Genomic DNA, 25,508 nt, shown 5'->3' with positions numbered 1-25,508 from the left:
GAGGCCGATCAGATAGCGTTCCAGACGCCGCTGCGCCAGCTATGCTGAATCATCATGAGACCCGAGATTCTCTTTCCCCTGTTCGCCGACGTCTCCACGCTGAAAGGCGTGGGGCCGCGCAGCGCGCCCCTGGTGCAGAAAGTGGCGGGCCCGCTCGTGCGCGACGTGCTGTTTCTATCGCCCAGCGGCGTGATCCAGCGTCGCCGCACCACGGCGATGGAGGCCGTCGACGGCGAGATCGGCGTCTTCGAGGTGACGATCGACCGTCTGATCCCGCCGCACAAACACGGCGCCCCCATCAAGGTGCGCGCCATCGATGACACGGGCTTCATTCACCTGATCTGGTTTGCTGGATCGCCGCGTCATATCGAGAGCCTGGCCCCGCGCGGATCGCGACGACTGGTGACCGGCAAGGTCGAGCGCTTCAACAGCGAAGTCCAGATCGCCCATCCGGACTACATCCTGCCCGTCGAAAAGGCGGATGAGATTCCGCTGTCCGAGCCGGTCTATCCGGCGACGCAGGGGCTGACCTCGCGCCAGATCCGCAAGCTGGCTCAAGGCGCGCTGGCCCTCGCCCCTGAACTGTCGGAATGGCAGGAGCCGAACTGGCTGGCGGCGCGACGCTGGGTCGGTTGGCGCGCGGCGCTGGAGGCGCTGCACGCCCCCGCGAACGAATCGGACCTCGCGCCTGACACGCCGGTGCGCCAGCGCCTGGCTTATGACGAACTGTTCGCCCACCAACTGGCCCTGGCGCGCCGTCGCCGCGCGCGCCAGATCACGCCCGCCGCTCGCATTGCACCAGGTGAAGCCTCTGCCCGCCTGCTGGCCGCCCTGCCCTTCGCCCTGACCCGCGCACAGGATCAGGCCGTCGCCGAAATCCGCGCCGATCTGGCGTCCGGTGAACAGATGGGGCGGCTGCTTCAAGGCGATGTCGGCTCGGGCAAGACCGCCGTCGCGGCCCTGGCTCTGGCCGATGCGGCCTCCAGCGGCTTTCAGGCCGCCCTGATGGCGCCGACCGAGATTCTGGCGCGACAGCACTACGACAAGCTGTCGCCCCTGCTGGATCAGGCGGGCGTGTCCAGCCTGCTTCTGACCGGACGCGACACGGCGGCTGAGCGGCGTGGCAAACTGGCTGCTCTGGTCTCGGGCGACGCCCAGGTCGCCATCGGCACGCACGCCCTGTTCCAGGATGCGGTGCAGTTCAACCGTCTGGCCCTGGCCGTCATCGATGAACAGCATCGCTTCGGCGTGCGTGAGCGCCAACGACTACAGGCCAAGGGTGATCCGGCTCTGGGCGGCGTCCATCTGCTGACCATGTCGGCGACGCCGATCCCGCGCACGTTGGAACTGACGCAATACGGCGAGCTGGAGGTCAGCCGTCTGATGAAGAAGCCGCCCGGCCGCACGCCCGTCACAACGGCTGTCCTGCCGCTGGCGCGCATCGGCGAGGTGGCGAAACGGCTGAAGGCGGCGATCGAGGCCGGCGCCCAGGCCTATTGGATCTGTCCTCTGGTGGCGGAATCCGAAGCCATCGACCTGGCCGCCGCCGAGGATCGGGCCGAAGATCTGCGCAAACTTCTGGGAACCGAGGTCGGTCTGGCTCACGGCCAGATGCCGGGCGCCGAGCGCGAAGCGGTGATGGCCGAGTTCGCGGCGGGCCGCCTGCCCGTCCTGGTCGCAACGACCGTGGTCGAGGTCGGCGTCGACGTGCCCAACGCCTCCATCATGGTGATCGAGCATGCCGACCGCTTCGGTCTGGCGCAGCTTCATCAGCTTCGCGGGCGCGTGGGGCGCGGGGCCAAGGCCAGTGCCTGCATCCTGCTGTACGGCGGCGAGGACGGCGCCCTGGGCGAGATAGCGAAGGAGCGGCTGGAGACCCTGCGCCGCACCGAGGACGGCTTCGTCATCGCCGAGGAAGACTTTCGCCTGCGCGGCGGCGGCGACCCGCTGGGCCTGAAACAGAGCGGCTTCCCGGCTTATCGCTTCGCAGACCCGATCCGGCATCGCTCGCTGCTGCTTGCGGCGGCGGACGACGCGCGTCTGCTGTTGGGCCGCGACCCTGAGCTGACCAGCGAGCGCGGTCAGGCCGTGCGTCTGCTGAAGGCCCTGTTCGACTGGAAAAGCGAACGCCCCTCAGCGGACTGAGGCGCGTCATAAAACTCAGCCAGGTTTCGAAGCGATCAGCCTGCGTTGCGGGCGATGCGTTCGACTTCCTTGCGGACCTGAGCCTCGACGATGGCGGGCAGGTTCGCGTCCAGCCAGTCCTTCAGCATGGGGCGCAACATCTCGCGGACCATGGCCTCGACCGTATTGCCGCTCATGAAGTTCATGTCGGCAGCCGACGCGACCGGCGCAGGCTCGGGCTTCTGGAAGCTAGCGGCCAGTCCGGCGAAGGCCGAGGCCGCACTGGCCGCAGCGGTTTCGCCGACTAGGGTTTCGACCTCTGCCGTCGCGACGGCGGGTTGCGGCGCCGCCGGCGCGGGCTCGGTCGGGAAAGGCGCAGCGTCCGCCACGTCCAGATCGCCGATGGCTTCGGTTGCCGGCGCCTCATAGGGCTCGGTCAGTTCCAGCACCTCGTCTTCGATCGGCGCGGGCTCGGGCGCGGCGACGACGGGTTCTGGCTCCGGCGCGGGCTCGGGAGCCGCTTCCACCACAGGGGCGGTTTCGGCCGGAGCGTCGTCTTCAGAGATGATCCGGCGGATCGACGCCAGAATCTCTTCCATCGTCGGTTCCTGGGCGGCTTGTTCGGTCATGTCGGAACCTCAACCTGGGCGCTCGAACGGGGACACTCGCCAACCGATGCGGACTAGGCAGGCGACGATGGGGACCAAGCCGTCAGACTCGCCTCCCCCTTGAATCCTGTCGTCGCATCAACGCCCGTCGGAATCAACGGACGTTTTGTCGATCAGCCTTCAGCCCTGGGGAGCAGTGCGAACGACTTCACCCTTCAACTGCCGATCAACGGGCGCATCTTCCACATCGACGGCGGGCGTCGTCGCCGGGGCAGCGACGCGGTCGATGGCCTCGATCACGCCATCCCAAGGCAGGGCGCCGCGATTGCGTACCGCACGATAGTTGTCGGACGGATCATAGGCCTCGATCGTCGGATCCAGGTTGGGGCCGCCCAGACGGCCCATGGCCGCCAGAAGCTGTGCCTGGGCGACATACTCGTTGCGACGGGCGCTGGTCAGGGCGACTTCCGCGCTGCGCAGTTCAAGCTCCTGGTTCAGCACGTCCAGGGTGGTGCGCAGACCGACCTGAGCCTCCTGGCGCACGCCCTCGGCCGCCACCGAAGCAGCGCGCACCGCCTGTTCGCCAGCCAGAACGCTGGAACGCGCCGAAGCGCTCTGGGCATAGGCCGAACTGACCGATTGCAGAACCGTGCGACGTTCACCCTCGACGTTGATCTGGGCGGCGTTGGCGCGCTCCAGGGCCTGGGCGACGCGCGAACGGTTCAGCCCCCCGGTGAACAAGGGCACGGAGACGGTTGCGCCGGCGGTAAAGCTGGTGCGATCGCCCAGGTCCAAGCCCGACAGATCATTGGCCGTCCCGCCATAGGAGGCGTTCAGGCGCGCCGAAGGCAGGTACTCCGCCCGCGCCGCCGCCACATTGGCCTCGGCCGCGCGCTGGGCGTGAACAGCGGCGAGCACGCCGGGGTTTTCGGCCAGGCCGACGTCCATCGCGGCGTCGAAATCGGTCGGCAGGCCCGGCAGCGTCGGCAGCGTCTGCAGGTTGGACGGCGCCTGTCCCACGACGGCGGCGTAGGCCGCGCGCGACACCGACAGTTGCGCCTGAGCGCTGGCCAGATCGGATTCCGACTGCGCCAGACGAGCTTCGGACTGCGCGACGTCAGTGCGGGTGATTTCGCCGACCTCGAATCGAGCGTTCGACTCATCCAGTTGGCGACGCAACACCTTCAGGTTCTCCTGGCGGATGCGCAAAATCTCCAGATCGCGGGTGACATCGGCATAGGCCTGAATGACCGTCACCATGACCTGCTGCTCGACCTGACGCAGATTCTCACGGCCGGCCAGGACATTGGCTTCGGCCGCAGAAATGCCGTGCGACACGCGCCCGGCTGTCCAGATGTTCTGCGTCAGACTGATGCTGGCGCTGGCGCCGTCGCTTTCGATCGTACCGCCGCTGGTGCTGCTGCTGCCCGGCAGCGTGCCCGTGGCGTCAGGCACGCCGTCGCCGTTGGTGTCGATCGGGAAGGTCTGACCAGGGATCGTCGTCGTCACACGATCGGTGCGGGTGCGGCTGTAATCGACACCCGCCGAAGCGTTGATGGTCGGCCGCAGGCCGGCGCGCGCCTGGACGATGCTCTCATCCAAGGCCCGTTGATTCGCCCGCTGCGCCAGCAGGGTCGGGTTGGTGCGATAGGCCAGACCGATAGCCTCCTGCAACGACTCGGCGAAGACCGGCGTCGCCCCCATCGTCAATGCGACCAGTGCGACCGAAGCGAGCGCGCGCGAGCGTTTCAACATGAACCTGTCCCTGCCTGACGCCCCCATCCGGCGCGCCTGTAGTGCCTTGTATCCGCGTAGTTGGAGGCTAGGCCCGCCCGACGCCAGTTAAGTTTTTTTCACGCAGGGCGACGCCCCTTCCGTCGACACAAGTGGCCTTAGAGCGCAAACGCGGGCGCCGGGACCATTTCCGCCAGCAACTCAGGCGCAGCGTCGAACAGCTCGCGCCGCGAAACGCCTTCACGACCGCGCACATAGAGCACAGCCGCGCCGCTGGCGCCGTCGCGCTCCACCACAGCCAGACGACCGCCGGGACGCAGGGCCGCGATCCAGGATTCGGGACGCTCGATCACGGCGCCCTCGCTGACGATCAGGTCATAGCCTTCGCCCTGCGGCTGGCTCAGGGGCGCAACCACGGTCTCGACCCCAGCCTCGGCCAAGGGGGCGCCGACCACATCGAACACGGCCGCGTCGGATTCCTGAGCCGTCACCGACAGGCCCATATGCGCCAGAACGGCGGCGGCGTAAGGCGCGGCGATCGCCAGGGCCTTTTCACCGGCGCGGGCGTCCAGGCCCTGCAACAGCTTGGCCACATCGCGCGGCAACATCAGACGACGGTCGCCCGCGATTTCCGGCTCGACGTCGGCATAGGCCGAGAAGGCGCGGTCGGCGGCGCAGAATCGCTCGCGCTCCACAGCGCCGATGGCGGCGTGCAGTTGGCGGTCGGTGACGTCGTTCACGCGGACCTGCGAGTCCAGCATCACCTTGCGGGCGGCGGCGAAATCCATAATCCGAAGTCCTTACAGGTCGGCTCAGGCCAAGAAATGTGACGCGCTTATAGGTCCGTGCGTTGCAGCGGACAATCCGATCTGATAGCTGACGGCCCTCGCGATGGCGGGGCCCCACCGATACGGGGTCACGGCCTGATGGCGGAGTGGTGACGCAGAGGACTGCAAATCCTTGCACCCGGGTTCGATTCCCGGTCAGGCCTCCATCGCGATGAACATCGAGAAAGCCGCTCTTCGGGGCGGCTTTCTTGTTTTCGGACCTAATCCGCTCCCGCAGTCGTCAGATGATGCAGGGCGACAGCGCTGGTCGCAGCCACGTTCAGCGAATCGAATCCCCCCGCCATCCGGATGCCCACCGGACGACAGCGCGCGATGATGTCCCGCGGCAGCCCCGGCCCTTCGCTGCCCAACAGAAGGGCCGTGCGCCTGCTCGGCTTCAGCTCCGCCAGCGTCTGTTCCGCAGAGGGCGTCAGGGCCAGCACCTCGAACCCCCTGCCCTGCAACAGGTCGATCATGGCTTCGGCCTCCAGCCCCGTCGCCATCGGCGTCCGCAGCACGGCGCCGACCGAGACCCGGATTGCCTTGCGATAGAAAGGATCGCAACAGGTCTGATCCAGCAGCACCGCTCCGGCTCCAAAGGCGGCGGCGTTGCGGAACAGCCCGCCCATGTTGTCGTGATTGCCGATTCCACACGCCACGACCGCCACGGCCCGCTCCGGCAGGCTGTCCAGCAACGCGCCCGGTTCGACGGGCTCAGGCTTGCGTCCCAAGGCGAGAACGCCTCGATGCAGATCAAACCCCGCCACAGCGTTCAGGACCGCCTGCGACGCCACATGAACCGGCACATCGCCCGGCAGACGCTCCAGCACCTCCCGCAGCTTCTCCAGGCGCTTCTCGGCGATCAGAATGGATACGGGCGTGCAGCGTGACGCCTCGGACGCCAGCACGCGCAACACCACCTCGCCCTCAGCGATGAACAGACCGTGCCGCCCGGTCAAATCGCGCTCCTTCACATCGCGAAAGGCGGCGATGCGCGGATCATCAGGGTCGTTCACATGGATCGGAGTCATGCGGAGCCTTGTAGCGCAGGGCTTTGCGAAAAAATTTGGCGATTTCTGTCTTTTACCAGTTGCGTGAATCGAAAAGGCGCTGCTATACGCCGGCCTCCCCCGAGGGGATGTTCCGCGGTAGCTCAGTGGTAGAGCAGCCGACTGTTAATCGGCTGGTCGTAGGTTCGAATCCTACCCGCGGAGCCACTCGGGGGCATTAAGCCTGAAGACCATTGGGCTTAATACTTCCCCCTACCAGCTCCCATTTGCCAGACCGCGCGAAGCATGTTTTCGCTTCCTCGCCCATTCTGATGCCCCCTGAAGGCCCTCGAGACATAAGCGCTGGATGGATAGCGTCGCCCGCTTTTCACCGCTGTTTTCACGAGAATTCTACGAACCTCAGGATCTTGGCGAGACCTGATGTCCACTCGAGGCATTGAGCGCTACAGGCAGGCGGCTTCAGATTGACCTCGCTCGAAGACGCCCTTGCTGGGAGACAACTGATAACCGAGGCCATGGACCGAGCGAATGTAGCGGGGTCGCTGGGCGTCTTCCTCGACAAGCTTTCGCAAACGCGAAATAGTCACGTCCACGCCACGCCCGCCGTAAAAACCGGGATGCAGCTTTGCGCGCGGCAAGGGGCGTCCGCCGGCAAGGGCGAGCCGCCTCAACACAAAGGTCTGCATGGGGCTTAGAGGCTGACGATTACCGTCTGCCATCAAGAATTCATCCGCAAGGTCGAAGGACACGCGCCCCATCTCAATCCTCGGCACCAAGGATCGGTGAAGCGGTCTGTCTGCTAGGCCGTGTTCGAGACGCCCGATCAATGAACGGACCCGACCTCGCCTTCCCTGGCATCCGACCGCAAGCGAAAGTCCATTCTCCTGCGGGATCGTAAGCCGCAAACACGCGTCGGATGACGTCAGTCGCTCGCGCTCTGACGCCGGAACCCGAGCGCCGTAGACAATCGCATCAAATATCAGCGCCTCCGCCAGTCGCGCGGCGCCCTGGATGTCGGCGACGGCGGATAGGCGGTATCCGGCGCCCACCAGCGCGTCAGCCAGATATCGGCGCTCAGAGGCCCGAAGGCCGATTAGCATTTCCTCATGATCAACCCCCCCCGATTCAAACCCGCCCATCATGCTGTCCACCCAGACATGGTATGGGTGGACGGCGGCCACTTCCACATGGGCGCGGATCGTCACTATCCGGAAGAAGCCCCCCGCCGCCCGATTCAGGTCGATGGTTTCTGGATCGATCCTACGCTCGTCACCAATCGGCAGTTCTCGGGCTTCGTCGAGGCTACCGGATGGGTCACCCTGGCCGAACGCCCCGCTGATCCCAAGGACTATCCCGGCGCCGACCCCTCGATGTTGATCCCGGCCTCATCGGTCTTTACTCCGACCCGAGGCCCGGTCGATCTGTCGAACCACCTGAACTGGTGGACCTATACGCCGGGCGCTTCATGGCGAAACCCGCTCGGCCCTGACAGCGGCCTTGAAGGCCTAGAAGATCACCCCGTGGTTCACGTCGCGCTGGAAGACGTGGAAGCCTACGCCAGATGGGTTGGACTGGACCTGCCGACCGAGGCCGAGTGGGAGTACGCCGCATGGGGCGGCCGCGAGGACGCCGAATATGCTTGGGGCGACGAACTGGAGCCGGACGGCAAACATCACGCAAACGTCTGGCAAGGCCGTTTCCCTTACGAGAACACCGCCGCAGACGGCTGGGTCCGCACCTCGCCGGTCAAGGCCTACGCCCCAAACGGGTTTGGCCTCTACGACATGATCGGCAACGTCTGGGAATGGACCCGGGACTGGTGGTCTGTGGCCGCACCCCCGCCCGCCAAGAGCTGCTGCGCGCCCGTCAACCCGAGGGGCGGCGCCAAGTCCAGCAGCGGAGATCCCCTTGCTCCACGCCTCCCGCGTCGGGTGATGAAGGGCGGTTCCCCATCTCTGCGCGCCGAGCTATTGCCGCCGATACCGGCCTGCAGCCCGTCATCCACAAGCCGTCGACACCTCGACTTCGCATATCGGCTTTCGGTGCGTGAAGCGGCGGCCGCGACCGGGTGACAGCCCCTTTCAAGCGACCCAAACCCTTGAAGTCGGATTTGTCCACGCCATGCCCGTCCTGCACGGCGTCTAGCCGCGAGGATTGCGCACGCTATCCCTCTGCGGATCGAAGTGCTGTCTATAGCTGATCATCGGCGCCTTTCTATTGGCGCCTGGTTCATGATCGGCAATCAGAGGGCCCCGGCGCGACGGCGGGTCTAGCCATTCACGGTGACGATCCTTCTGTTCGCCTTTGACAAGGTATTGTGACGAATGCGCTGAAGGGGTTCAGAAACGCCGCTGCAACGTCAACCGCACTGCGCGGCCGATGGGGTTTTGTACATCCCGGCCATAGCCAGGCGCTGGCGCACCATCACCTAGACGTGCTTGAGGCCTTTCATCGAACAGATTTGAAACCTCCAGGCTCACTTGCAGGCCCCCAGCCCTTCGGCGCATCGCTTCAGCATCAACGACGGATGCCGCGCGAGTAGAGGCCATCTGAAAACTCAGCTTCAAATCCATTGCTGCGAATGGCTTCAACAGCAAGTCCGTCGGCCCATCGGCGCCACTCAACCGTCGTGTGCGATAACCGTCTTGCCATCGCGCTGAAGCGTTTAACGCCCAACGCCCGCGTCGCGCATCGATCAGCAAGCGCGCGTCCTGCCTCGACACTCCGCCCCCGTCTCCCTTCAGCCGATTCAGCTCAGGAAGTCCGTTCGCCAGCGACAACGTGTTGCGCAAACGATAGCTATGATTCAGCGACACCCGCAGAATCGTCGCTTCGTCGCCAACAGCCCCAGAGGAGCGCGGCAGATTGAAGTTCAAACTGCTGGTCAGGCCTTCCGTCAGGTTGGCGCCGAAGTTGAGCGGGCGATAATCAACAGAGATCAGCCGCCCATCCAGATCTCGACGGAATCGCTCTGGAAAGGCCGCTTCGACATCCTCTGTCAGGTCTGGCAGGGAGCCGACCCCGTTCGTCGTCCTGTCGCGTTGATAGCCCAGGTTGGCGGATAGACTCCACCGCGTGAACGGTCCCAGCGACGTCGTCAGCGAAAGACGCTCCGAGCGCGGCTGTCGCAAGTCGGGGTTTCCTCCGATGATCGGTACGATCTCCACCGCTTGGCCGCTGCGGAAGTCGAACACTACTCGCGGCGTGTCATGATACAGGGGCTCGGACCTCAAATTGTTCGAAATGCCGTCGTTCGCGGAGGACCAGAGGCCATTAAGGCGCACCTTCTGACGCGGAACCCAGGTCAAGGCCGCGCTCAGCTCATCGCCGGATCCTGCGCCCGTGTCCCGAACGCCGCCGCCTACCGTCGCCAGCAGATCGCCTAAGCCCCGCAACAGGCCCTCACGCGCGCCCGCCTTGGCCAGTGGAACGGCCAAAGAGCCCCTCGCCTCCCGAGTCTGAAAGCGGCTTGTCGCGCGGCCCTGTTCGCGCTCGACCGTCGAGCGACTATCCATGAAATTGCCGTTGAAATTGGCGACCAGGGGACCGGCGGGCAGTTCCATCAACGTCCGCCCGACGGATCCGCTCAGGCCCATCATGCGGTTTTCGCTGCGCGTATCGCCAAAGCCGCTCTCGCGCGCTCGCGACGCCTGACCGGTCGCGTTCACCTGAACCTGCCATCCCAACGCCTTGCCGCTCAGTCCGAGAGCGCCGCCCAGGCTTTCATTTCGTCTGAGACTGTCGACGATCTCATCCCCGAAACGCACGCGCGATGGGCTTTCCCTAGCCTGACCGTTCAGACTGAGGACGCTCGACCAATCGCCGAGCGGTCGTGTCATGCTGAGGTTCAACGCCGCCAGATCGGTAGCAGGACGCAGGGTAACAGCGCCGCCCGCCAGAGCATCGCCCTCCTCCCGGTCACGTTCATCGGCACGCAGGGCGGTATCGCGCGACACACGAGCGCCCATCTGCAGGGTCCGTTCCCCTTCGATCGCAGAGCGACGCAGGTCAACCGACAGCGACGACGTTCCGCCCTGCGTCGGACGTCCGCCAGACACCCGACCGTCGTAGCTCTGGAATTGTCGCTGCAGGACCAGATTCACCACACGCTGCCCAGGCGCGCCGCCATAAAGAGCCGCAGCCTCGACGGGCAGTACTTCGGCGCGAACCAGAGCGTCCGGCGGAAAGCCGGTGAAAGCGCCTGGGTTGGCCACGCGCTTACCGTTGATGACCACCAGCGGCGCCTCGCCGACGTCATAAGTCTCGCCCAACCGCTGCAGAACCTCGCCGATGTCCCAGGCGCCCAAGGAGTCAATTTCCGGGCCACCCAGCTCGACTTCGGGCGAGACCAAAGCCGCACCGCGGCGACCGCGAACCTCTACGTCCCGGTAATGGTTACCGTCGTGCTGGGGTGCGACGCCGCGCCTACCGCGATCCACGGCCCGGCGTTAGGCTTCACAACCGAACCGCAGAACCCGCTTCCAGGGCTGAAGGTCATGCCCGTCAGATGCACGTCGCTGCCGACGACGGTGGCCGTCGCTGAGAAATCGCAATCAATCGTCAGCGACTGGCTGAAGTTGATGGTGCCCGTCACAGTTCCCGAAGTCGGGAACGGCGAAGCCATCGCCGGGGCGGCCGACAAGGAGGCCAGGGCAGCAGCAGCAACTAGAGCCGTAATTTTAATTTTAGTCATGATAGTTTCCTCCATTTTGCAATGACCAGCAATAGATTTACCGATCGAATTATATTAAAGGCACTTCACGATAGTACTCATACGCCAAACTGCAGAAGATTGCAATCTATCAAATTAAAAACGCTTAGTAACACTAAAAGCAAAAACTCTAGGATCAAGTGTAAACACGTTAGTGGTTAATCCAGTGTCATCACTATTAGTAAACATGTCGGTTATAGGCGCATCATCGAATACGTTTTTTACATAAGCTGACAACACCATGTCCTTCGCCTCATTTTCCATGACAATAGAAATATTAGCGTTATCCCAGGACTTAAGTTTATCATACTCGGTATTGTATATTCTGGCATAACTTTGATCTTGCCAGTAGTAGTCACCACGGAGCGTCAAGTCCCACCCACCAACATATAAGGTGTATTGGGCACCTATATTCGCAGTCCAGTTTGGAGAATTAGGCAGCTCGTTACCGCCGAGATCGGCCATAAAACCACGCCCGCCATTCGGCGCCTCGGTCAAGGCATCATAAGTGAAGCCATAGAGAGAGTAGAGCGGCAGGAAAGTTTCGAACTCAGGATTGAAAGACCCATACCTCTTCGAGCCAGCGCATAGACCCTGCAACCCCCACATAGTCGTATCGACGCCCAAGTTGGCCTGCAGAATGCGCTCCACATACTTGGTTGGAGCAATACAATTCGAAGGCACCTGAACCCAAGGGCGCAGCAAGGTCCAATCAGCATTGCCCTGGGTGCGGTTCATGACGTCGATAGACCCTTCGCCGTCACCGATACGCGTATTCAGATAGCCAATGTTGGAATCGATGCGGAAACGGTCCGTCACATGGAACACGCCCTCCAGCTCAACACCCCAGATACGCGCGTCAAAATTCTCGTTCAGGGAGATGCGGTCGACGATCTGCGAAACCTGATAGTCCTTGTAGTCATAATAGAAGGCGTTTGCGTTCAACCGCACACGACCGTTGCGGAAAGTGTTCTTGGCGCCGATCTCGAAGGCGTTGACGTATTCCGGTTTGAAATCTTCGGCCAGCGGCTGGTACTGGATCACCTTGGGATTGATGTCGATGCGAGGCGGATTGGTTCCGCCGCCCTTGTAGCCTCGCGCATAGGACGCATAGATCAGGGTGTCGTCGGTGAACGACAGCTCCGGCTTCCAGTCCATCACGAAGCGCCCCGTTACAGCCCCCCATGATTGCTTGATATCCGGATGAGCCGGGTAGCCCTGGCTGACATACCCCCCCGACGAAACCGATTCCGAACCGTCCAGGGTCGCGCCCATCAGCAACTGGCTGGGGTATGGCGTAGTGATCTTCTGATCATCGGTGTAGCGCAGCCCCACCGTCATGCGCAGGTCGGGCCGAATGTCCCAATAACCTTCACCGAACAAGGCCCAAGACCGAACCTTCACGGCATTCTTGCTGCGGAAGTAGTTGTGACCGTCCCCTGTCAGATTGGACAAAGGTGAACTATCGACATGCACGCACTCCTTCCACTTTGTGGCATTGCTGCTGTCACAAAGCTGTGCAACCAACCCCTGCGTTGGCGTGACATTCGGATTGACGTTGTAAAAATATTCGGCGATCAAGGTAAATAGGTTATTGAATACATAATAATTATCCTCTGTCTTGAAGTCCAAATAGTTGGCCCCAAGACTGAAATTGAACGTTCCGTCGAGATCCGACTGGAGTCTTAGCTCCTGCGACCACTGCCTGTTGTCAGACATGCTCATATCCGCGCTGATCATACGATTTGAGCGCCCCAACTGCGGGTCTGTATAGTATCCACCAGGAGTTATATAAGGGCCCGGCCCAAAAATTGGCCGCCCCGCGGCACTTACGTAAGAAAGAGATGAATCCGCAAATATAGGATTGCTTACAAAGCGGTTATAGTCCTGCGTAGACCAGAAATCGTCTTTAGCATATGCAGTCTGAGAGATCAGGGACAGTCCGTCCGAAATCTTGAACTCCATGTTCAGCTGTATGACGTCGTTCTGAGCGCGAAATTTCGGATCATAAGCGCTGCCGATTTCCCTCAGGTCACGCGACTGAGTAACCCCTTCATATGGATCGACGCGATAGTCGATGGCGTTGACAATGACAGAGCGATTTGACGGCAACCGTCCATACTGGATAGAGCCCGCTATGAAGGTGTGACCGAAAGCACCGGCATTGGGCGTGTCATAAGCCGCGTCGCTGAATAGGGTGCGTGGCAGGCAGCCCTGGCTCAGCCGGTTCCGCAGGAAGGTGGAAGTGACCGCCGTATTACCAACCTGGCTCGGCCCCGGATCTTTGGTGCAGAGCTGCTTACCCGTGCGGGACCGTTCGTCATCCTCCTCGAAATGCTCCCAGATCAGATTGGCGTTAAAGCGGTCGCTCGGCTCCCAGACCGCCGACAGGCGCGTGGTGAACAGGTCTCGATTGTTGACGTTACGTTCCGTAAAAGTATTGTAGTCAAAGCCGTCCCGCTTGGTCAGGCTTGCCGCGCCACGTACCCAGAAAGTGTCCGTCAGCGGAATATTCACCATCATCTGACCACGCATGGAGCCATAGTTTCCGGCTTCCGCCTTCAACATGGCCTCGAACTCGGGCCCCGCCAGGTTGGGGATCATGTTGACGACGCCGCCGGTGGCGTTACGGCCATACAGCGTACCCTGCGGCCCGCGCAGCACCTCGACGCGATTCACGTCCAAATATTCCTGCTCGAACAGACGATTGCGGGTCAGCGGCGTATTGTTGAAGCTAACCGCCACGGCCGGGTCTGACGAGGCGGAAATGGCCTTAGTCCCAATGCCGCGGATGGAGAAGTTGTACATGCTGAAGTTCGACTTCGAGAAGCTGACGTTCGGGATCGCCCGCATCAGTTCCGAACCGCCCTCAATCTTCATGGCGTCCAGATTTTCAGCCGACAGCGCCGTGACTGCAATCGGCACGTCCTGAATCGACTCCTCGCGCTTCTGCGCCGTAACGATGATGTCGCTGACGGCGGTAGCCTCCTGTGACGGCGCGGAGTCTTGAGCCAAGGCCGGACCGGCCGCGACTGCAAGAACGAAAGCAGACGCGGTGACAGCCAGACGCGCACGATTACAGGCTGCTGAAGCCATGAATACCCTCCCCTGAACGGTCCTGCTCCCCAGCTGGACCGCATATGCTTCCTCCCGCCTTGTATGATGTGCCGAAGACGAGGCGGATGCGCCGACGGCTGAGCCTATCGATCCATCTATTCATAATCGTGTCAACAGCTACTTACATAAATGTCTGCTGACGCTAGGGAAGTTTCGGCTGGACGATAGTTCAGCTTCCTATTCGATACCCATGTTTTCTATAGACGATTCCAACCCGCACACTAATATTGACATGGGTGTTATTTGTTTAATTTTCCGGGGAGCATTGAGCATGGATGCAGACGTCATCATCGTCGGCGGCGGCCTGTCGGGCCTCGTCGCTGCAAATGTGCTGACGCGTGCAGGACGGCGAGTCGCTCTGGTTGATCAGGAGAATGCCGCCAACCTGGGCGGGCAGGCCTTCTGGTCCTTCGGCGGCCTGTTCCTGGTGAACTCGCCCGAGCAACGGCGGCTGGGCGTGCGTGACAGCCTGGACCTGGCGTGGCGCGACTGGCAGGGCAGCGCCGGCTGGGATCGCCTGGGCGCGCCATTGGCTGAAGATGAGTGGGCGGTGCAATGGGGCCGCGCATACGTGGAATTCGCGGCCGGAGAAAAACGCGACTGGCTCAGCCGACACGACATCAAACTGACGCCCATGGTCGGCTGGGCCGAACGCGGCGCGGGCAAGGCATTCGGTCACGGCAATTCCGTTCCGCGCTTCCATGTCGCCTGGGGCACGGGCACAGGCGTATCCGAGCCGTTTGCGCACCGAGCCAGAGAAGCAGCGAGAACCGGGCGGCTGACCTTTCACCACCGGCATAGAGTCGATCAGATTTTGGTCGAAGGCGGGCGGGTGACCGGCGTTGCGGGCGCCGTGCTGGCGCCCGATGACGCGCCGCGAGGCGCCCCCTCCAATCGCCAGGTCATCGGCGACTTCACCCTGAAGGCCGACGCAGTGATCCTGGCGACGGGCGGCATCGGCGGCAACCATGAGATGGTCCGCCGCTACTGGCCCGAACGGCTGGGCGCGCCGCCGAAGACCATGATCACCGGCGTGCCCGCCCATGTGGATGGGCGGATGCTGGACATCGCCGCCAACGCCGGCGCGCGCCTCGTGAACAGGGACCGCATGTGGCACTATGTGGAGGGCGTGCAGAACTGGGCGCCGATCTGGCCCGACCATGCGATCCGCATCCTGCCGGGACCGTCGCCGCTGTGGTTCGACGCCCTAGGGCGGCGCCTGCCCTTCCCGGCCCTGCCCGGCTACGACACCATCGCCACGCTGAAACATCTGCGCACGACGCCCGATCTGATCGAGCACGACCACTCCTGGTTCATCGTCACCGAGACCATGCTGGCCAAGGAGTTCGCCCTGTCCGGCTCGGAGCAGAACCAGGACATCACCAACCGCAACCTTCTGGGCGTGTTGCGTTCGCGCCTGGGCAAGGCCGCGCCTCGAGAAGTCGCCGCCTTCCGCGACAAGGGCGCCGACTTCGTGGTCGCCGATGATCTGGAGGCATTAGTCGGGAAGATGAACGGCCTGACCGAGCAGCCATTGCTCGACCCAGCCCTGATCCGCGCCCAGATCGAGGACCGCGACGCCCAGGTGGCCAATCCCTACGCCAAGGACGTGCAGATCCAGGGCATTCACAACAGCCGGCGGTATCGCGGCGATCGTTGGGCCCGCACGTCTGCGCCGCACAGGGTGCTGGACCCGGCGGCCGGGCCGCTGATCGGGGTCAAGCTGCACGTCCTGACGCGAAAGTCGCTGGGCGGGCTGCAGACTGACCTGTCCAGTCGCGTGCTGACGTCGGACGGAACGCCGCTGGAAGGACTTTACGCCGCCGGCGAAGCTGCGGGCTTCGGCGGCGGCGGATTGCATGGTTACAATGCGCTGGAGGGCACCTTCCTGGGCGGATGTATCTTCTCGGGACGGGCGGCGGGGCGCGCGCTGGCGGGCCAGGCCTAAGAGGGACAATCGCGCCGCCATCTGGCGCACGGGGAGAAACGACGCATGGATTCCGCAATGGCCACCATCGGCCTGCCCGTCGCGCTGGGCATCATCATGTTCGGCCTGGGCCTCGGACTGACGCCTGCAGACTTCGCCCGCGTAGCCCAGCGGCCCAAGGCGGCAGGCGTGGCCCTGGCCTGCCAGTTGCTGTTGCTTCCGGCCATTTGCTTCGGGCTGGTGCTGCTGTTCCGCCTGCCGCCCGTTCTGGCGGTCGGCATGATGCTGCTGGCCGCCTCCCCAGGCGGAACGACCGCCAATCTCTACAGCCACTTGTTCCGGGGTGATGTGGCGCTGAACATCAGCCTGACGGCCATCAACTCGATCATCGCCGTCGTCACACTGCCCGTCGTGGTCAATCTGGCGATCGCCTTCTTCCAGCCCGGCGACCTGCATGTCGGCCTGCAATTCAAGAAGACCGTAGAGGTCTTCATGATCGTTCTGGCGCCTGTGGCGTTGGGGATGCTGGTGCGCGGATGGCGCCCTGCCTTCGCAGCCGCCATGGACCGGCCGGTGCGGATCGCCTCCATCCTGATCCTGGTGCTGGTCATCGTCGGCGCCGCCGCCTCCAGCTTCGATGTGTTGATGAGCCAGATCGGCAACCTGGCGGGCGTCACCGTGGCCTTCTGCCTGCTCAGCCTGGGCGTCGGCTACGGCGTGCCGCGCCTGCTCAGGATCGAGCGCCCGCAGGCCGTCGCCAGCGCCTTTGAGGTCGGGCTGCATAACGCCACCCTGGCCATCGTCATCGCCCAGTCGGTGTTGAACAGTCCCGAGATGCCCCTGCCCGGCGCCGTCTATGGCGTGCTGATGTTCCCGCTGGCGGCTGGCTTCGGCTTCCTGATCACGCGCAGAAAGCCCGGCCGGGCCTAGTCACGCAGGTCGCGGCGCAGCACCTTGCCCACATTGGTCTTGGGCAGGGGCTCGTCGCGGAAGACGATGATGCGCGGCACCTTGTAGGCGGTCAGCCGCTCACGGCAGTGGGCGACGATCATCGCCTCTGTCAGCTCGGACGAGCGCGGTACGATGACCACCTTGATCCGCTCGCCCTGCACCGGGTCGGGGACGCCGACAGCGGCTACCTCGTCCACCAGGGGGTGGGCCGCCACCACATCCTCGACCTCGTTCGGATAGACGTTGAAGCCGGACACCAGGATCATGTCCTTGATCCGGTCGACTAGCCGCACTCGGCCGTCCGCCTGCATCACGCCCACGTCGCCCGTCGCCAGCCAGCCGTCGGACGACAGGATCTTGGCCGTCTCTTCCGGCCGGTTCCAGTAGCCGCGCATGACCTGGGGGCCGCGCACGCATAGTTCGCCCGGCTCGTCGATCCCGCACCAACTTCCGTCGTCGCGACGCATCCGCACCTCGGTAGAAGGCACAGGAAGCCCGACCGTGCCGTCGAAGCCCATCGTCTCAGGCCGCTCGATATCCACATAGCCGATGCAGACCACCGGCGAGGTTTCGGTCAGGCCATAGCCTTCGATCAGCGGCGCGCCGGTCACGCTCTGCCAAGCCTCGGCCACCGACGCCTGGGTCGCCATGCCCCCGGCCACGGTCAGGCGCAGATCGGAAAAGTCGCGATCGCGGAAGGCCTCATTCTTCAGCAGGCCGGCGAACAGGGTGTTCAGTCCGGTGAAGGCCGCGAACCGCTCCTTCCTCAGCACCCACTCCACCCGCTTCGCGTCGCGCGGATTGGCGATCAGGATGTTGCGCCCCCCTACGCCCACGAACATCAGCAGGTTCGCCGTCAGGGAGAAGATATGATAGAGCGGCAGCATGGTGACGTTGCCCACCACCTGATCCTGCGGGATCTGGGCCATGATCCAGGCGCGTCCCTGCAGAACATTGGCGATGATGTTCCGATGGGTCAGCATGGCCCCCTTGGCCACGCCGGAGGTGCCGCCTGTATACTGCAGGAAGGCGAGGTCTTCCGCCTTCGTCTCGACCGGCTTCAGCGACAGTCGCCGCGCCCGACGCATCACGGCGGGCCAGCGTTCAGCCTGCGGGATGCGCCACTTCGGCACCAGCTTTTCGACATGGCGCAGCAGGGCGGTGATCGCCGTCCCCTTCACCGGCCCCATCATGTCGCCCATGGCCGTGACGACGACATGGCGGATGTCCGTCCCCACAATCGCCCGTTCAAGAGTGGCGGCGAACATTTCCATCACGACGATGGCGACCGCGCCGCTGTCCTTGAGCTGATGCTGCAGCTCGGGCGGGGTGTAGAGCGGGTTGACGTTGACCACCACAGCCCCAGCGAACAGCACGCCGAACAGCGCCACCGGATACTGCAGGCAATTCGGCATCATCAACGCCACCCGGTCGCCGGGCCGCACGCCCTTGACCTGCAACCAGGCCGCAAAAGCTCGCGCTTCCGAAAGCGTCCGCCCATAGGTCACGCCCGAGCCCATGCTGACGAAGCCGACGCGGTCCGCATATTTTCGGGCGTCCGCCGCGAACAGGTCGCCGACCGAGGACCACTGCGCCAGTTCGTCGTCGATCATCGCCGGCACGTCGGGTCGATAGGCGCGCGTCCAGAATCGCTCGGCCCACAGGCGCTCGGCATCGGTCTGCGTCACATCCAGCATCGCGCTCATTTCTCGATCACGGCGACGACGCCCTGCCCCCCGGCTGCGCAGATTGAGATTAGGCCGCGCCCCTTGCCCGCCCGGTTCAGCATGTGCGCCAGATTACCCAGGATACGCCCGCCCGTCGCCGCGAACGGATGCCCCGCCGCTAATGACGAGCCGTGGATGTTCAACCGCTCCCGGTCGATGGGGCCCGGCGCCCGATCCAGCCCCAGACGGGCGCGCGCATAGTCGTCGCTTTCCCAGGCCTTGAGTGTGCACAGCACCTGAGCAGCGAAGGCTTCATGGATTTCATAGAAGTCGAAATCCTGAAGCGTCAGCCCCAGCTTGGCCAGCATTCGCGGCACAGCGTAGACGGGCGCCATCAGCAGGCCTTCCTCGCCGCTGACAAAGTCCACGGCCGCTGTTTCGCCCGCCCTCATCCAGGCAAGGATAGGCAGACCCCGCGCCCTCGCCCATTCCTCGCTAGCCAGCAGCACCGTCGAGGCGCCGTCCGTCAGCGGGGTGGAATTGGCCGCCGTCAGCGTGCCGTTCTCACGATCAAAGACCGGCCTCATCGCCGCGACCTTGGCCGGATCGATATCGGGCCGCAAATTGTTGTCGCGCTGCAACCCGTTGAAGGGAGAAACCATCTCGTCGAACAGTCCGGCCTCATAGGCCGCCGACATATTGCGATGGCTGCGGATCGCCAGGGCGTCCTGCTCCTCACGCGGGATGGCCCAGTGCTTGGCCATCAGCTCGCAATGCTCGCCCATCGACAGGCCCGTGCGCGGCTCAGCGTTGCGCGGCGGCTCAGGCCGGAAGGGCGCGGTTAATCCCGCTCGCGACAAGGCCCTTAACCGGCCCAACATCGTTTTCTCACGGTTAGCGGCCAACAAGGCGCGGCGGAAACCTTCATTCAGAGCGATCGGCGCATCTGAGGTGGTGTCCACCCCGCCGGCGATCCCGACCTCGATCTGGCCCAGGGCGATCTTGTTGGCGACCAAGATGGCCGCCTCCAGGCCGGTGCCGCAGGCCTGCTGCACGTCATAAGCGGGCGTGTCGTGGCCCAGCGTCGTCCCCAGCACGCTTTCGCGCGTCAGAGCGATGTCCCGCGAGAGCTTCAGCACAGCGCCCGCCGCCACCTCGCCCAGCCGCAGCCCATGAAGGTCATAGCGGTCGATCAGGCCCTGCAGGGCTGCTGTCAACATGTCCTGGTTCGACGCCTCGGCGTAGGCGGTGTTCGACCGGGCGAAGGGAATGCGATTGGCGCCGACGATGGCGACACGGCGCGGCGAGGACAGGGTCAGCATCAGCCGATGATCTCCGATGGGGCCAGGGCGCTCAGGCGTCCTCGCACGTGAAGGCGCTCGCCCGTCGGATCGCGCACCTCGAAGTTGCGATAATCCGGCGAAACGAACAGCGCCGCCGTTCCCGGCAGCAGCAGCGGAGCGCGGAAGGAAACCTCGATCTCGGCCGCCTCCAGTCCATCGGGCGGCGTCAGAGCGGCCAGCGCCCGCGCCTGGGTCCACATGCCATGGGCGATGGCGCGCGGAAAACCGAACAGCCGCGCCCCAAGGGCAGAGGTATGGATAGGATTGGCGTCCCCGGACACCCGCGCATATAGACGCCCCAGATCGCAAGAAAGCGACCAAGACTGATGCTGCGTCATTTTGGCCGCCGCTTCCATCTCCGGCGCCGCAGCGCCGCACCCAGCGCCGCCGCGCTTCAAATAAAGGCTCTCGGCCTCCCAGACGACCACGCCGTCCCGCCCCATCGTGGTCAGGATGCTGAACGCCTGCCCGCGCTCATGCGACATCAGGCGACCGAAGCGGACATGCGGACTCAACGCCTCGGCCGGCCTCAGCCTCGCATATTGGCGAATGCGGTTATGCAGGTGCACCAAGCCCGCCAAGGGAAACGGAAAGTCCGAGCGCATCATCAGACGCAAATGCATCGGAAAGGCCAGGATGTGCGGCCAGGTCAGGGGCACGCCCTGTGCGGTCACGAAACCGCACAGCCGTCCGTAGGCCCCGATCGCATCGGCATCCAGACGCAGCGGCTGCGCCGCCAGTTCCGCCTTCGGTAGGTCGCAACTCCCCGTTTCACCACGCAATACGCCCCGTATCGCGCCGCCCGCCAGTTGCAGCATAGAGACCGGGGCGGCCGCTTCTGCTCCCCTCATCTTTTGGCCCTCCGCATCCGTCAGGCCCCCAGCAGGCTCTGACCGCAGACGCGCACCACGGCGCCGTTCACGCCGCCGTTGTCCGCCTCAGCCAGCCAAAGAGCCGTTTCGGCCACGTCGACCGGCTGGCCGCCCTGCCCCAGGCTGTTCATCCGTCGTCCCGCCTCACGAATGGCGAAGGGGATGGCGGCGGTCATGCGCGTCTCGATGAAGCCGGGCGCGACGGCGTTGACGGTGATCCCATGCCCCGTCTCGGCGGCCAGACGCCGGACGGCGCCGATCCAGCCTGCCTTGGACAGGGCATAGTTGGCCTGCCCCTTGTTCCCCGCGATGCCGCTGAGCGAGGACACCGCCACGATCCTTCCGTTCGCCCGAATCTGGCCCGCATCCAGTAAGGCGCGCGTCAGGGCCAGCGGCGCACCCAGATTGACAGCCATGACGCTGCCCCACTCGGTCGCCGACATTCTGGCCAGCGTGCGATCACGCGTAATCCCTGCGTTGTGGATCACCGCGTCATAGCCGTCCGCCGCCCGCGCCGCCTCAACCAGACGTTCCGCCGCATCGGCTGCGGTAATGTCGACGCTTAACGCCTCGGCCCCGATCTGGGCGGCTAAAGCACGCAAGTCAGCCTGCGCGCTAGGCGCGTCAAGCGCGGTCACTGCACAGCCTTCGGCTGCGAACAGTCGCGCCATGGCCGCACCGATCCCACGCGACGCGCCGGTGATCAGGACTCGCCTCCGGCCAGTGGAAATCGACGCGGACGCCGCCGCGCCGATCGTAATCACCTGGCCCGAGACATAGGCCGAGCGCGGCGACAGGAAGAAGGCCAGGCTGGACGCCGCGGCCTCTTCCCCACCCGACGCGATCCGCAAAAGTTGCGCCGTCCCGCCCTCGCGCGCCTCCTTGGCCAAGGAGCGGACAAAGCCCTCCACTCCCCGCTGAACAGCCTCCCCCTCGGCGTCCGCCATGCTTTCGGGCGGTCGGCCGATCACCACCATTCGACTACAAGGTCCAAGGCGGCGCACCGCCTCATGAAAGAAGCGATAGAGGTCCGCGGCGCCGGACGCCCGGTCGGTGTCGGAAGCGTCGAAGATCAACCCGCCATAGCGCGCGCCTTCATCTGGCGTCGTATGAAGATCGACGCTCCACTGGCCCGCCAGTCGATGCAGAAGCGATGACAACCGCCCGCCGCCGCCCAGCAGCAGGGGTCCGACAGGCGGCGCTCCGGCCTCAGCCCTGCGGCGCAACGGCAAGGGGCGCGGCAAACCCAGAGCACCGGTCAACCAGCCGCCCATACCGCTGTTGGCGAAGTCCAAATAACGATCCGACATCAGGCGGCCTGCCGCCCCTTGCCCGTCGCCCCTGGACGACCCGACGCCGCCTCACGACGGGCCAGCCCGTCCGCCAGGCCGAAGTCCTGAGGAAAGTCGTCGACCATGATCGCCTGGATCGCCACCTCGGCATAGCGCTCGATCAGCACGCTTTCGACGGCGTCGATCAAGCCTTGCGTCTCCGCCTCTCGCGCCCAGTCCGCCAGTCGAGTGAGATCCTGCGGCGCGCGAGACAAGCGTCCGGTCCTGATCGCCGATTTCAGCCGCGCTTCGACAGCCTCCACCTGTGGGTAGAGGTCGAAGGCCACGAGGACGGCGGCGATGGGATCGACCTCCACGCTGGCGCTCCATGATCCAGCCACCAGTCGATCCCGCGCAGGGCCATGGCGCTGGATCAAACCCGCGACCTCGGCGGCGCACTTGTCGCCGGGCGTCGGCGCCTTGAGGCCGAACGGCGCCCCCGCCAGTTTCAGGAACAGGGCCGCGCCCCGGCTCGGGTGATTGGCCAGCAGGTCTCGCCAGGCCGTCGTCGCACGGTTCAGTGCGTCCTGCGCCGCCCAATGAATGAAAGGCAGGTCTTCGGCCGGACGCCCCTCGTCCTCGAAACGCTTCAACGCCGCCGACAGGATGAAAAGCTGGGACAGCATATCGCCCAGTCGCCCCGTCAGAGCGCCCTTGCGCTTCAAGGCGCCGCCGACCGTCGCCATCGAGACTTCCGAGGCCAACGCCAGAAGGGTCGAAAGCCGCGTCGCCTGTCTGTAATAGCGACGCAATTCAGGTGCGGCGTCGCGCGGCGCCGTGATCAGCGCGCCGCCGGTCAGGCTGAACCCGACCGCCCGCGCCATATTGCCCAGCACGAAGCCGACATAGCCGAACAGGGCGCGATCAAACGCCTTCAAGTCCCGCATCTCGGCTGTCCGCATCATCGGCAGGACATAGGGATGGCAACGGATCGCGCCTTGGCCGTAGATGATCAAGGTGCGCGTCATGATGTTGGCGCCCTCGACCGTGATGGCGACCGGAATCTGCTGATAGGCGCGGGCCAGGAAGTTGCCGGGGCCCATGCAGACACCCTTGCCTCCGATCACGTCCATGCCGTCGTTGACGATGATGCGAGCGCGTTCGGTCACATGGTATTTGGCGATGGCCGAGACGACCGAAGGCTTCTCGCCCTGATCCAGCGCCGCCGCCGCCAACCGCCGCACGGCGTCGGTGGCGTAAAGATGCCCCGCCATCCGAGCCAGGGCCTCCTGCACCCCCTCGAAGGCGCCTATCGGCTGGTTGAACTGGCGACGGATGGCGACATAGGCGCCGACCATGCCCACGGCCAGCTTGGACATCCCCACGTTCGACGACGGCAGGGAGATGGCCCGGCCCGCCGCCAGACACTCCATCAGCATCCGCCAGCCGTTTCCAACCTGCTCACGCCCGCCGATGACCATCTCCATCGGCACGAAGACATCATCGCCCTCGATCGGACCGTTCTGGAAGACAGCGTTCAGGGGCCAATGGCGCCGCCCGATCCGCACGCCCGGATGCTCGCGCGGGATCAGGACGCAGGTGATCCCCGGTTCATCGCCCTGATCCAGCAGCCCCTCGGGATCAACCGCACGGAAGGCCAGGCCGATCACCGTCGCGATGGGCGCCAGGGTGATGTAGCGCTTGCGCCAGGTGATGCGGAAGCCCAGCGTCTCCCGCCCCTTCCACATGGCCTTGCAGACCACGCCGGTGTCGGTGATCGAAGCGGCGTCCGAACCCGCGAAGGGGTTGGTCAGGGCAAAGCAGGGAATCTCTTCCCCGCGCGCCAGTCGCGGCAGATAGTGGTTTTTCTGCTCTTCCGTGCCGTAGTGCAGCAGCAGTTCGGCCGGTCCCAGAGAGTTCGGCACCATCACCGACACCGCCGCCGCCGAACAGCGCGTCGATAGCTTCTGGATCACCTGGCTGTGGGCGTAGGCCGAGAAGCCAAGGCCTCCGTAGGCCCTTGGGATGATCATGCCCAGGAACCCCTTGTCCCGCGCATAGGCCCATGCCTCAGGCGACAGATCCTGCCAGACGGCGGTGCTGTCCCAGTCGTTGGACAGGTCGCACAGCCGTTCGGTCTCTACATCGAGAAAGGTCTGCTCTTCATCCGTAAGGCGTGGCGCAGGCGTCGCCAGAAGACGCTTCCAGTCCGGCCGCCCCGAGAACAATTCGGCGTCCCACCAGACGTTGCCGGACTCGATCGCCGCCTGCTCGGTCGCGCTCATACGCGGCATAACGCGGCGAAACACGCTCATCGCCGGGCGAGATAGCAAGATGCGGCGCACAGGCCGGATAAGCAGCAACACCAGCAGGGCCGCGACAGCCGCGCCCGACACGATCCATATCCACATGAACGATCCCTCCGCCCTAGCGACAGGCGAAGTCGCTCAGACTGTCTTCCATTGTCCTAAAAGGAGGAAACGCGGCCGCCCCGCCCGCGCTCCCTCGCTCGCGCCTCAGCCCTTGCCGCCCAGGTAGGCGTTTCTAACCGCCGCAGGCACGCGTTCGTAGACGTCCGGCCTGCGAATACGCAGGCGCCGCCGCGCTTGATCCAACGGCTCTGCCAGCAAGGCTTCGTAATCCAGTCCTGGAAGCCAGGCCGCACGGCGCCCGTCGCGCCAGGCCTGAAACACCGCCCGCGCGCATGGATAGCCGGTGCGCGCCCGTGCGAACTGCACGGCGATCGCCGCCGCGATCAGGCCGAAGCCGGAACTCCGCGTCTGCGGCAGAGAAAAGGCCACGACGCAGGCCTCGCCCAGGGCGTCCGTGTGATAGCCCGTCAACACGTGCCAGATGTCGTGCACGTCTCGCAGGCGTCTCCCGTACCAGGCGCGCGGATGCGCGGCCTCGATCTCGCTATCCGTCACCTTGCGGCTTTCTTCAGCGAGGCCGTAAGCGGATAAATCTTGTGAGACGATGAAATCCAGATAGGCCGCGCCGACGCTGCCTGCCGGCATGGTCTTCAACCACTCCCGATCCTGCAGTCGGTCCGCCAATTCCAAACGGCGATACGCCTGAACGCCGCCTTCGGAGGAGTTCAGCAACTTTGCATAGCCCCAGTCGACCGAACGTCCCGCCAAGGCGTTCATGATCTCGAACACCTGTTCGGTATCATCCTTGTCCGCCACCAACCGACGTATCGCGCGCGCCGCACGAACGGGCTGAACTCTACGTTTCAGCGTGCGAGAGGCTTCGCGAAAGCCCGTTATGGCTCCACTATCATCAAGCGCCGTCGCGACCATGGCTTGCAGTCTCCTTGGACGACTCGTAAGACACGTTACCTACA

At 64.4% G+C, this 25,508-nt stretch carries 18 protein-coding genes and 2 tRNA genes; 6 read left to right on the top strand and 14 right to left on the bottom strand.

The window, feature by feature from the left end; genetic code table 11:
* Nucleotides 1-54: 54 nt before the first annotated feature.
* Nucleotides 55-2,145, top strand: coding sequence for an ATP-dependent DNA helicase RecG (gene recG, locus B3D50_RS08260; RefSeq protein WP_286950678.1), 2,091 nt, complete (start codon nucleotides 55-57; stop codon nucleotides 2,143-2,145).
* Nucleotides 2,146-2,180: 35 nt separating this feature from the next.
* On the opposite strand, the gene B3D50_RS08255 is transcribed toward recG, so the two are convergent.
* The 3 genes from B3D50_RS08255 to B3D50_RS08245 all read right to left on the bottom strand — a co-directional run bounded on the left by B3D50_RS08255 (nucleotide 2,181) and on the right by B3D50_RS08245 (nucleotide 5,254).
* Nucleotides 2,181-2,753: a DUF2497 domain-containing protein gene (locus tag B3D50_RS08255; protein WP_286950677.1), complete on the bottom strand. Its 573-nt coding sequence runs from the start codon at nucleotides 2,751-2,753 to the stop codon at nucleotides 2,181-2,183.
* 159 nt (nucleotides 2,754-2,912) lie between these two features.
* On the bottom strand, nucleotides 2,913-4,487 hold the full coding sequence (locus tag B3D50_RS08250; protein WP_286950676.1) for a TolC family outer membrane protein: 1,575 nt from the start codon (nucleotides 4,485-4,487) through the stop codon (nucleotides 2,913-2,915).
* A 137-nt stretch (nucleotides 4,488-4,624) separates the two neighbouring features.
* Entirely contained in the window at nucleotides 4,625-5,254 is a 630-nt protein-coding gene (locus B3D50_RS08245) for a protein-L-isoaspartate O-methyltransferase family protein (protein WP_269297226.1), read from the bottom strand.
* Nucleotides 5,255-5,386: 132 nt separating this feature from the next.
* Between B3D50_RS08245 and B3D50_RS08240 the strand changes: the two genes are divergently transcribed.
* A tRNA-Cys gene (locus tag B3D50_RS08240) sits at nucleotides 5,387-5,460 on the top strand.
* Nucleotides 5,461-5,514: 54 nt separating this feature from the next.
* Here the strand turns inward: B3D50_RS08240 and B3D50_RS08235 are convergent.
* Entirely contained in the window at nucleotides 5,515-6,324 is an 810-nt protein-coding gene (locus B3D50_RS08235; RefSeq protein WP_286950675.1) for a TrmH family RNA methyltransferase, read from the bottom strand.
* Between the two features lie 111 nt (nucleotides 6,325-6,435).
* Here B3D50_RS08235 and B3D50_RS08230 point away from each other — a divergent pair.
* Nucleotides 6,436-6,510: transfer RNA gene (locus tag B3D50_RS08230), tRNA-Asn, on the top strand.
* Between the two features lie 236 nt (nucleotides 6,511-6,746).
* On the opposite strand, the gene B3D50_RS08225 is transcribed toward B3D50_RS08230, so the two are convergent.
* The gene (locus tag B3D50_RS08225) at nucleotides 6,747-7,052 is read right to left on the bottom strand and encodes a winged helix-turn-helix domain-containing protein (RefSeq protein WP_269298456.1); all 306 of its coding nucleotides are present in this window, start codon (nucleotides 7,050-7,052) and stop codon (nucleotides 6,747-6,749) included.
* 357 nt (nucleotides 7,053-7,409) lie between these two features.
* Between B3D50_RS08225 and B3D50_RS08220 the strand changes: the two genes are divergently transcribed.
* The gene (locus tag B3D50_RS08220) at nucleotides 7,410-8,375 is read left to right on the top strand and encodes a formylglycine-generating enzyme family protein (RefSeq protein WP_286950674.1); all 966 of its coding nucleotides are present in this window, start codon (nucleotides 7,410-7,412) and stop codon (nucleotides 8,373-8,375) included.
* A gap of 267 nt (nucleotides 8,376-8,642) precedes the next feature.
* On the opposite strand, the gene B3D50_RS08215 is transcribed toward B3D50_RS08220, so the two are convergent.
* From B3D50_RS08215 to B3D50_RS08205, 3 genes are all read right to left on the bottom strand, one after another.
* On the bottom strand, nucleotides 8,643-10,655 hold the full coding sequence (locus tag B3D50_RS08215) for a TonB-dependent receptor (RefSeq protein ID WP_286950673.1): 2,013 nt from the start codon (nucleotides 10,653-10,655) through the stop codon (nucleotides 8,643-8,645).
* A 26-nt stretch (nucleotides 10,656-10,681) separates the two neighbouring features.
* Nucleotides 10,682-10,996 carry a hypothetical protein gene (locus tag B3D50_RS08210; RefSeq protein ID WP_286950672.1) on the bottom strand — a complete coding sequence of 105 codons (315 nt, stop codon included), beginning with the start codon at nucleotides 10,994-10,996 and terminating at the stop codon, nucleotides 10,682-10,684.
* Between the two features lie 114 nt (nucleotides 10,997-11,110).
* On the bottom strand, nucleotides 11,111-14,110 hold the full coding sequence (locus tag B3D50_RS08205) for a TonB-dependent receptor (protein WP_286950671.1): 3,000 nt from the start codon (nucleotides 14,108-14,110) through the stop codon (nucleotides 11,111-11,113).
* A 292-nt stretch (nucleotides 14,111-14,402) separates the two neighbouring features.
* Here B3D50_RS08205 and B3D50_RS08200 point away from each other — a divergent pair, with 292 nt between their 5' ends.
* Nucleotides 14,403-16,079 (top strand): FAD-binding dehydrogenase, encoded by a 1,677-nt coding sequence (locus B3D50_RS08200; RefSeq protein ID WP_286950670.1) that lies wholly within the window; start codon nucleotides 14,403-14,405, stop codon nucleotides 16,077-16,079.
* Between the two features lie 45 nt (nucleotides 16,080-16,124).
* A complete protein-coding gene (locus B3D50_RS08195) occupies nucleotides 16,125-16,988 on the top strand; it encodes a bile acid:sodium symporter family protein (protein WP_286950669.1) in 864 nt (287 codons plus the stop codon).
* On the opposite strand, the gene B3D50_RS08190 is transcribed toward B3D50_RS08195, so the two are convergent.
* The 6 genes from B3D50_RS08190 to B3D50_RS08165 all read right to left on the bottom strand — a co-directional run bounded on the left by B3D50_RS08190 (nucleotide 16,985) and on the right by B3D50_RS08165 (nucleotide 25,464).
* Nucleotides 16,985-18,715 (bottom strand): AMP-binding protein, encoded by a 1,731-nt coding sequence (locus B3D50_RS08190; protein ID WP_286950668.1) that lies wholly within the window; start codon nucleotides 18,713-18,715, stop codon nucleotides 16,985-16,987. The two genes, B3D50_RS08195 and B3D50_RS08190, sit on opposite strands and share 4 nt — an antisense overlap.
* Nucleotides 18,712-19,998: an acetyl-CoA C-acetyltransferase gene (locus tag B3D50_RS08185; RefSeq protein WP_286950667.1), complete on the bottom strand. Its 1,287-nt coding sequence runs from the start codon at nucleotides 19,996-19,998 to the stop codon at nucleotides 18,712-18,714. Before B3D50_RS08185 ends, B3D50_RS08190 begins: the two co-directional genes overlap by 4 nt.
* Complete coding sequence (locus B3D50_RS08180) at nucleotides 19,998-20,837, bottom strand: MaoC family dehydratase (protein WP_286950666.1); 840 nt, start codon at nucleotides 20,835-20,837, stop codon at nucleotides 19,998-20,000. The genes B3D50_RS08185 and B3D50_RS08180 overlap by 1 nt, the downstream gene beginning before the upstream one ends.
* Before the next feature lie 53 nt (nucleotides 20,838-20,890).
* A complete protein-coding gene (locus tag B3D50_RS08175; RefSeq protein WP_286950665.1) occupies nucleotides 20,891-22,201 on the bottom strand; it encodes a 3-oxoacyl-ACP reductase in 1,311 nt (436 codons plus the stop codon).
* Nucleotides 22,201-24,573, bottom strand: coding sequence for an acyl-CoA dehydrogenase (locus B3D50_RS08170; protein ID WP_286950664.1), 2,373 nt, complete (start codon nucleotides 24,571-24,573; stop codon nucleotides 22,201-22,203). Before B3D50_RS08170 ends, B3D50_RS08175 begins: the two co-directional genes overlap by 1 nt.
* 105 nt (nucleotides 24,574-24,678) lie before the next feature.
* Nucleotides 24,679-25,464, bottom strand: coding sequence for a Coq4 family protein (locus B3D50_RS08165; RefSeq protein ID WP_286950663.1), 786 nt, complete (start codon nucleotides 25,462-25,464; stop codon nucleotides 24,679-24,681).
* Between the last annotated feature and the right edge of the window lie 44 nt (nucleotides 25,465-25,508).

It is taken from the genome of Brevundimonas sp. UBA7507 (assembly GCF_002478355.1).
Classification (GTDB): Bacteria; Pseudomonadota; Alphaproteobacteria; order Caulobacterales; family Caulobacteraceae; genus Brevundimonas; species Brevundimonas diminuta_D.
The sequence above is the reverse complement of the archived record's forward strand: the minus strand, read 5'-3'. Positions and strand labels throughout refer to the sequence as shown.

Coding starts and splice junctions, on each gene's coding strand:
- recG (WP_286950678.1), top strand. CDS start 55: ATGAGACCCGAGATTCTCTTTCCCCTGTTCGCCGACGTCTCCACGCTG.
- B3D50_RS08255 (WP_286950677.1), bottom strand. CDS start 2,753: ATGACCGAACAAGCCGCCCAGGAACCGACGATGGAAGAGATTCTGGCG.
- B3D50_RS08250 (WP_286950676.1), bottom strand. CDS start 4,487: ATGTTGAAACGCTCGCGCGCGCTCGCTTCGGTCGCACTGGTCGCATTG.
- B3D50_RS08245 (WP_269297226.1), bottom strand. CDS start 5,254: ATGGATTTCGCCGCCGCCCGCAAGGTGATGCTGGACTCGCAGGTCCGC.
- B3D50_RS08235 (WP_286950675.1), bottom strand. CDS start 6,324: ATGACTCCGATCCATGTGAACGACCCTGATGATCCGCGCATCGCCGCC.
- B3D50_RS08220 (WP_286950674.1), top strand. CDS start 7,410: ATGATCAACCCCCCCCGATTCAAACCCGCCCATCATGCTGTCCACCCA.
- B3D50_RS08210 (WP_286950672.1), bottom strand. CDS start 10,996: ATGACTAAAATTAAAATTACGGCTCTAGTTGCTGCTGCTGCCCTGGCC.
- B3D50_RS08205 (WP_286950671.1), bottom strand. CDS start 14,110: ATGGCTTCAGCAGCCTGTAATCGTGCGCGTCTGGCTGTCACCGCGTCT.
- B3D50_RS08200 (WP_286950670.1), top strand. CDS start 14,403: ATGGATGCAGACGTCATCATCGTCGGCGGCGGCCTGTCGGGCCTCGTC.
- B3D50_RS08195 (WP_286950669.1), top strand. CDS start 16,125: ATGGATTCCGCAATGGCCACCATCGGCCTGCCCGTCGCGCTGGGCATC.
- B3D50_RS08190 (WP_286950668.1), bottom strand. CDS start 18,715: ATGAGCGCGATGCTGGATGTGACGCAGACCGATGCCGAGCGCCTGTGG.
- B3D50_RS08185 (WP_286950667.1), bottom strand. CDS start 19,998: ATGCTGACCCTGTCCTCGCCGCGCCGTGTCGCCATCGTCGGCGCCAAT.
- B3D50_RS08180 (WP_286950666.1), bottom strand. CDS start 20,837: ATGCTGCAACTGGCGGGCGGCGCGATACGGGGCGTATTGCGTGGTGAA.
- B3D50_RS08175 (WP_286950665.1), bottom strand. CDS start 22,201: ATGTCGGATCGTTATTTGGACTTCGCCAACAGCGGTATGGGCGGCTGG.
- B3D50_RS08170 (WP_286950664.1), bottom strand. CDS start 24,573: ATGTGGATATGGATCGTGTCGGGCGCGGCTGTCGCGGCCCTGCTGGTG.
- B3D50_RS08165 (WP_286950663.1), bottom strand. CDS start 25,464: ATGGTCGCGACGGCGCTTGATGATAGTGGAGCCATAACGGGCTTTCGC.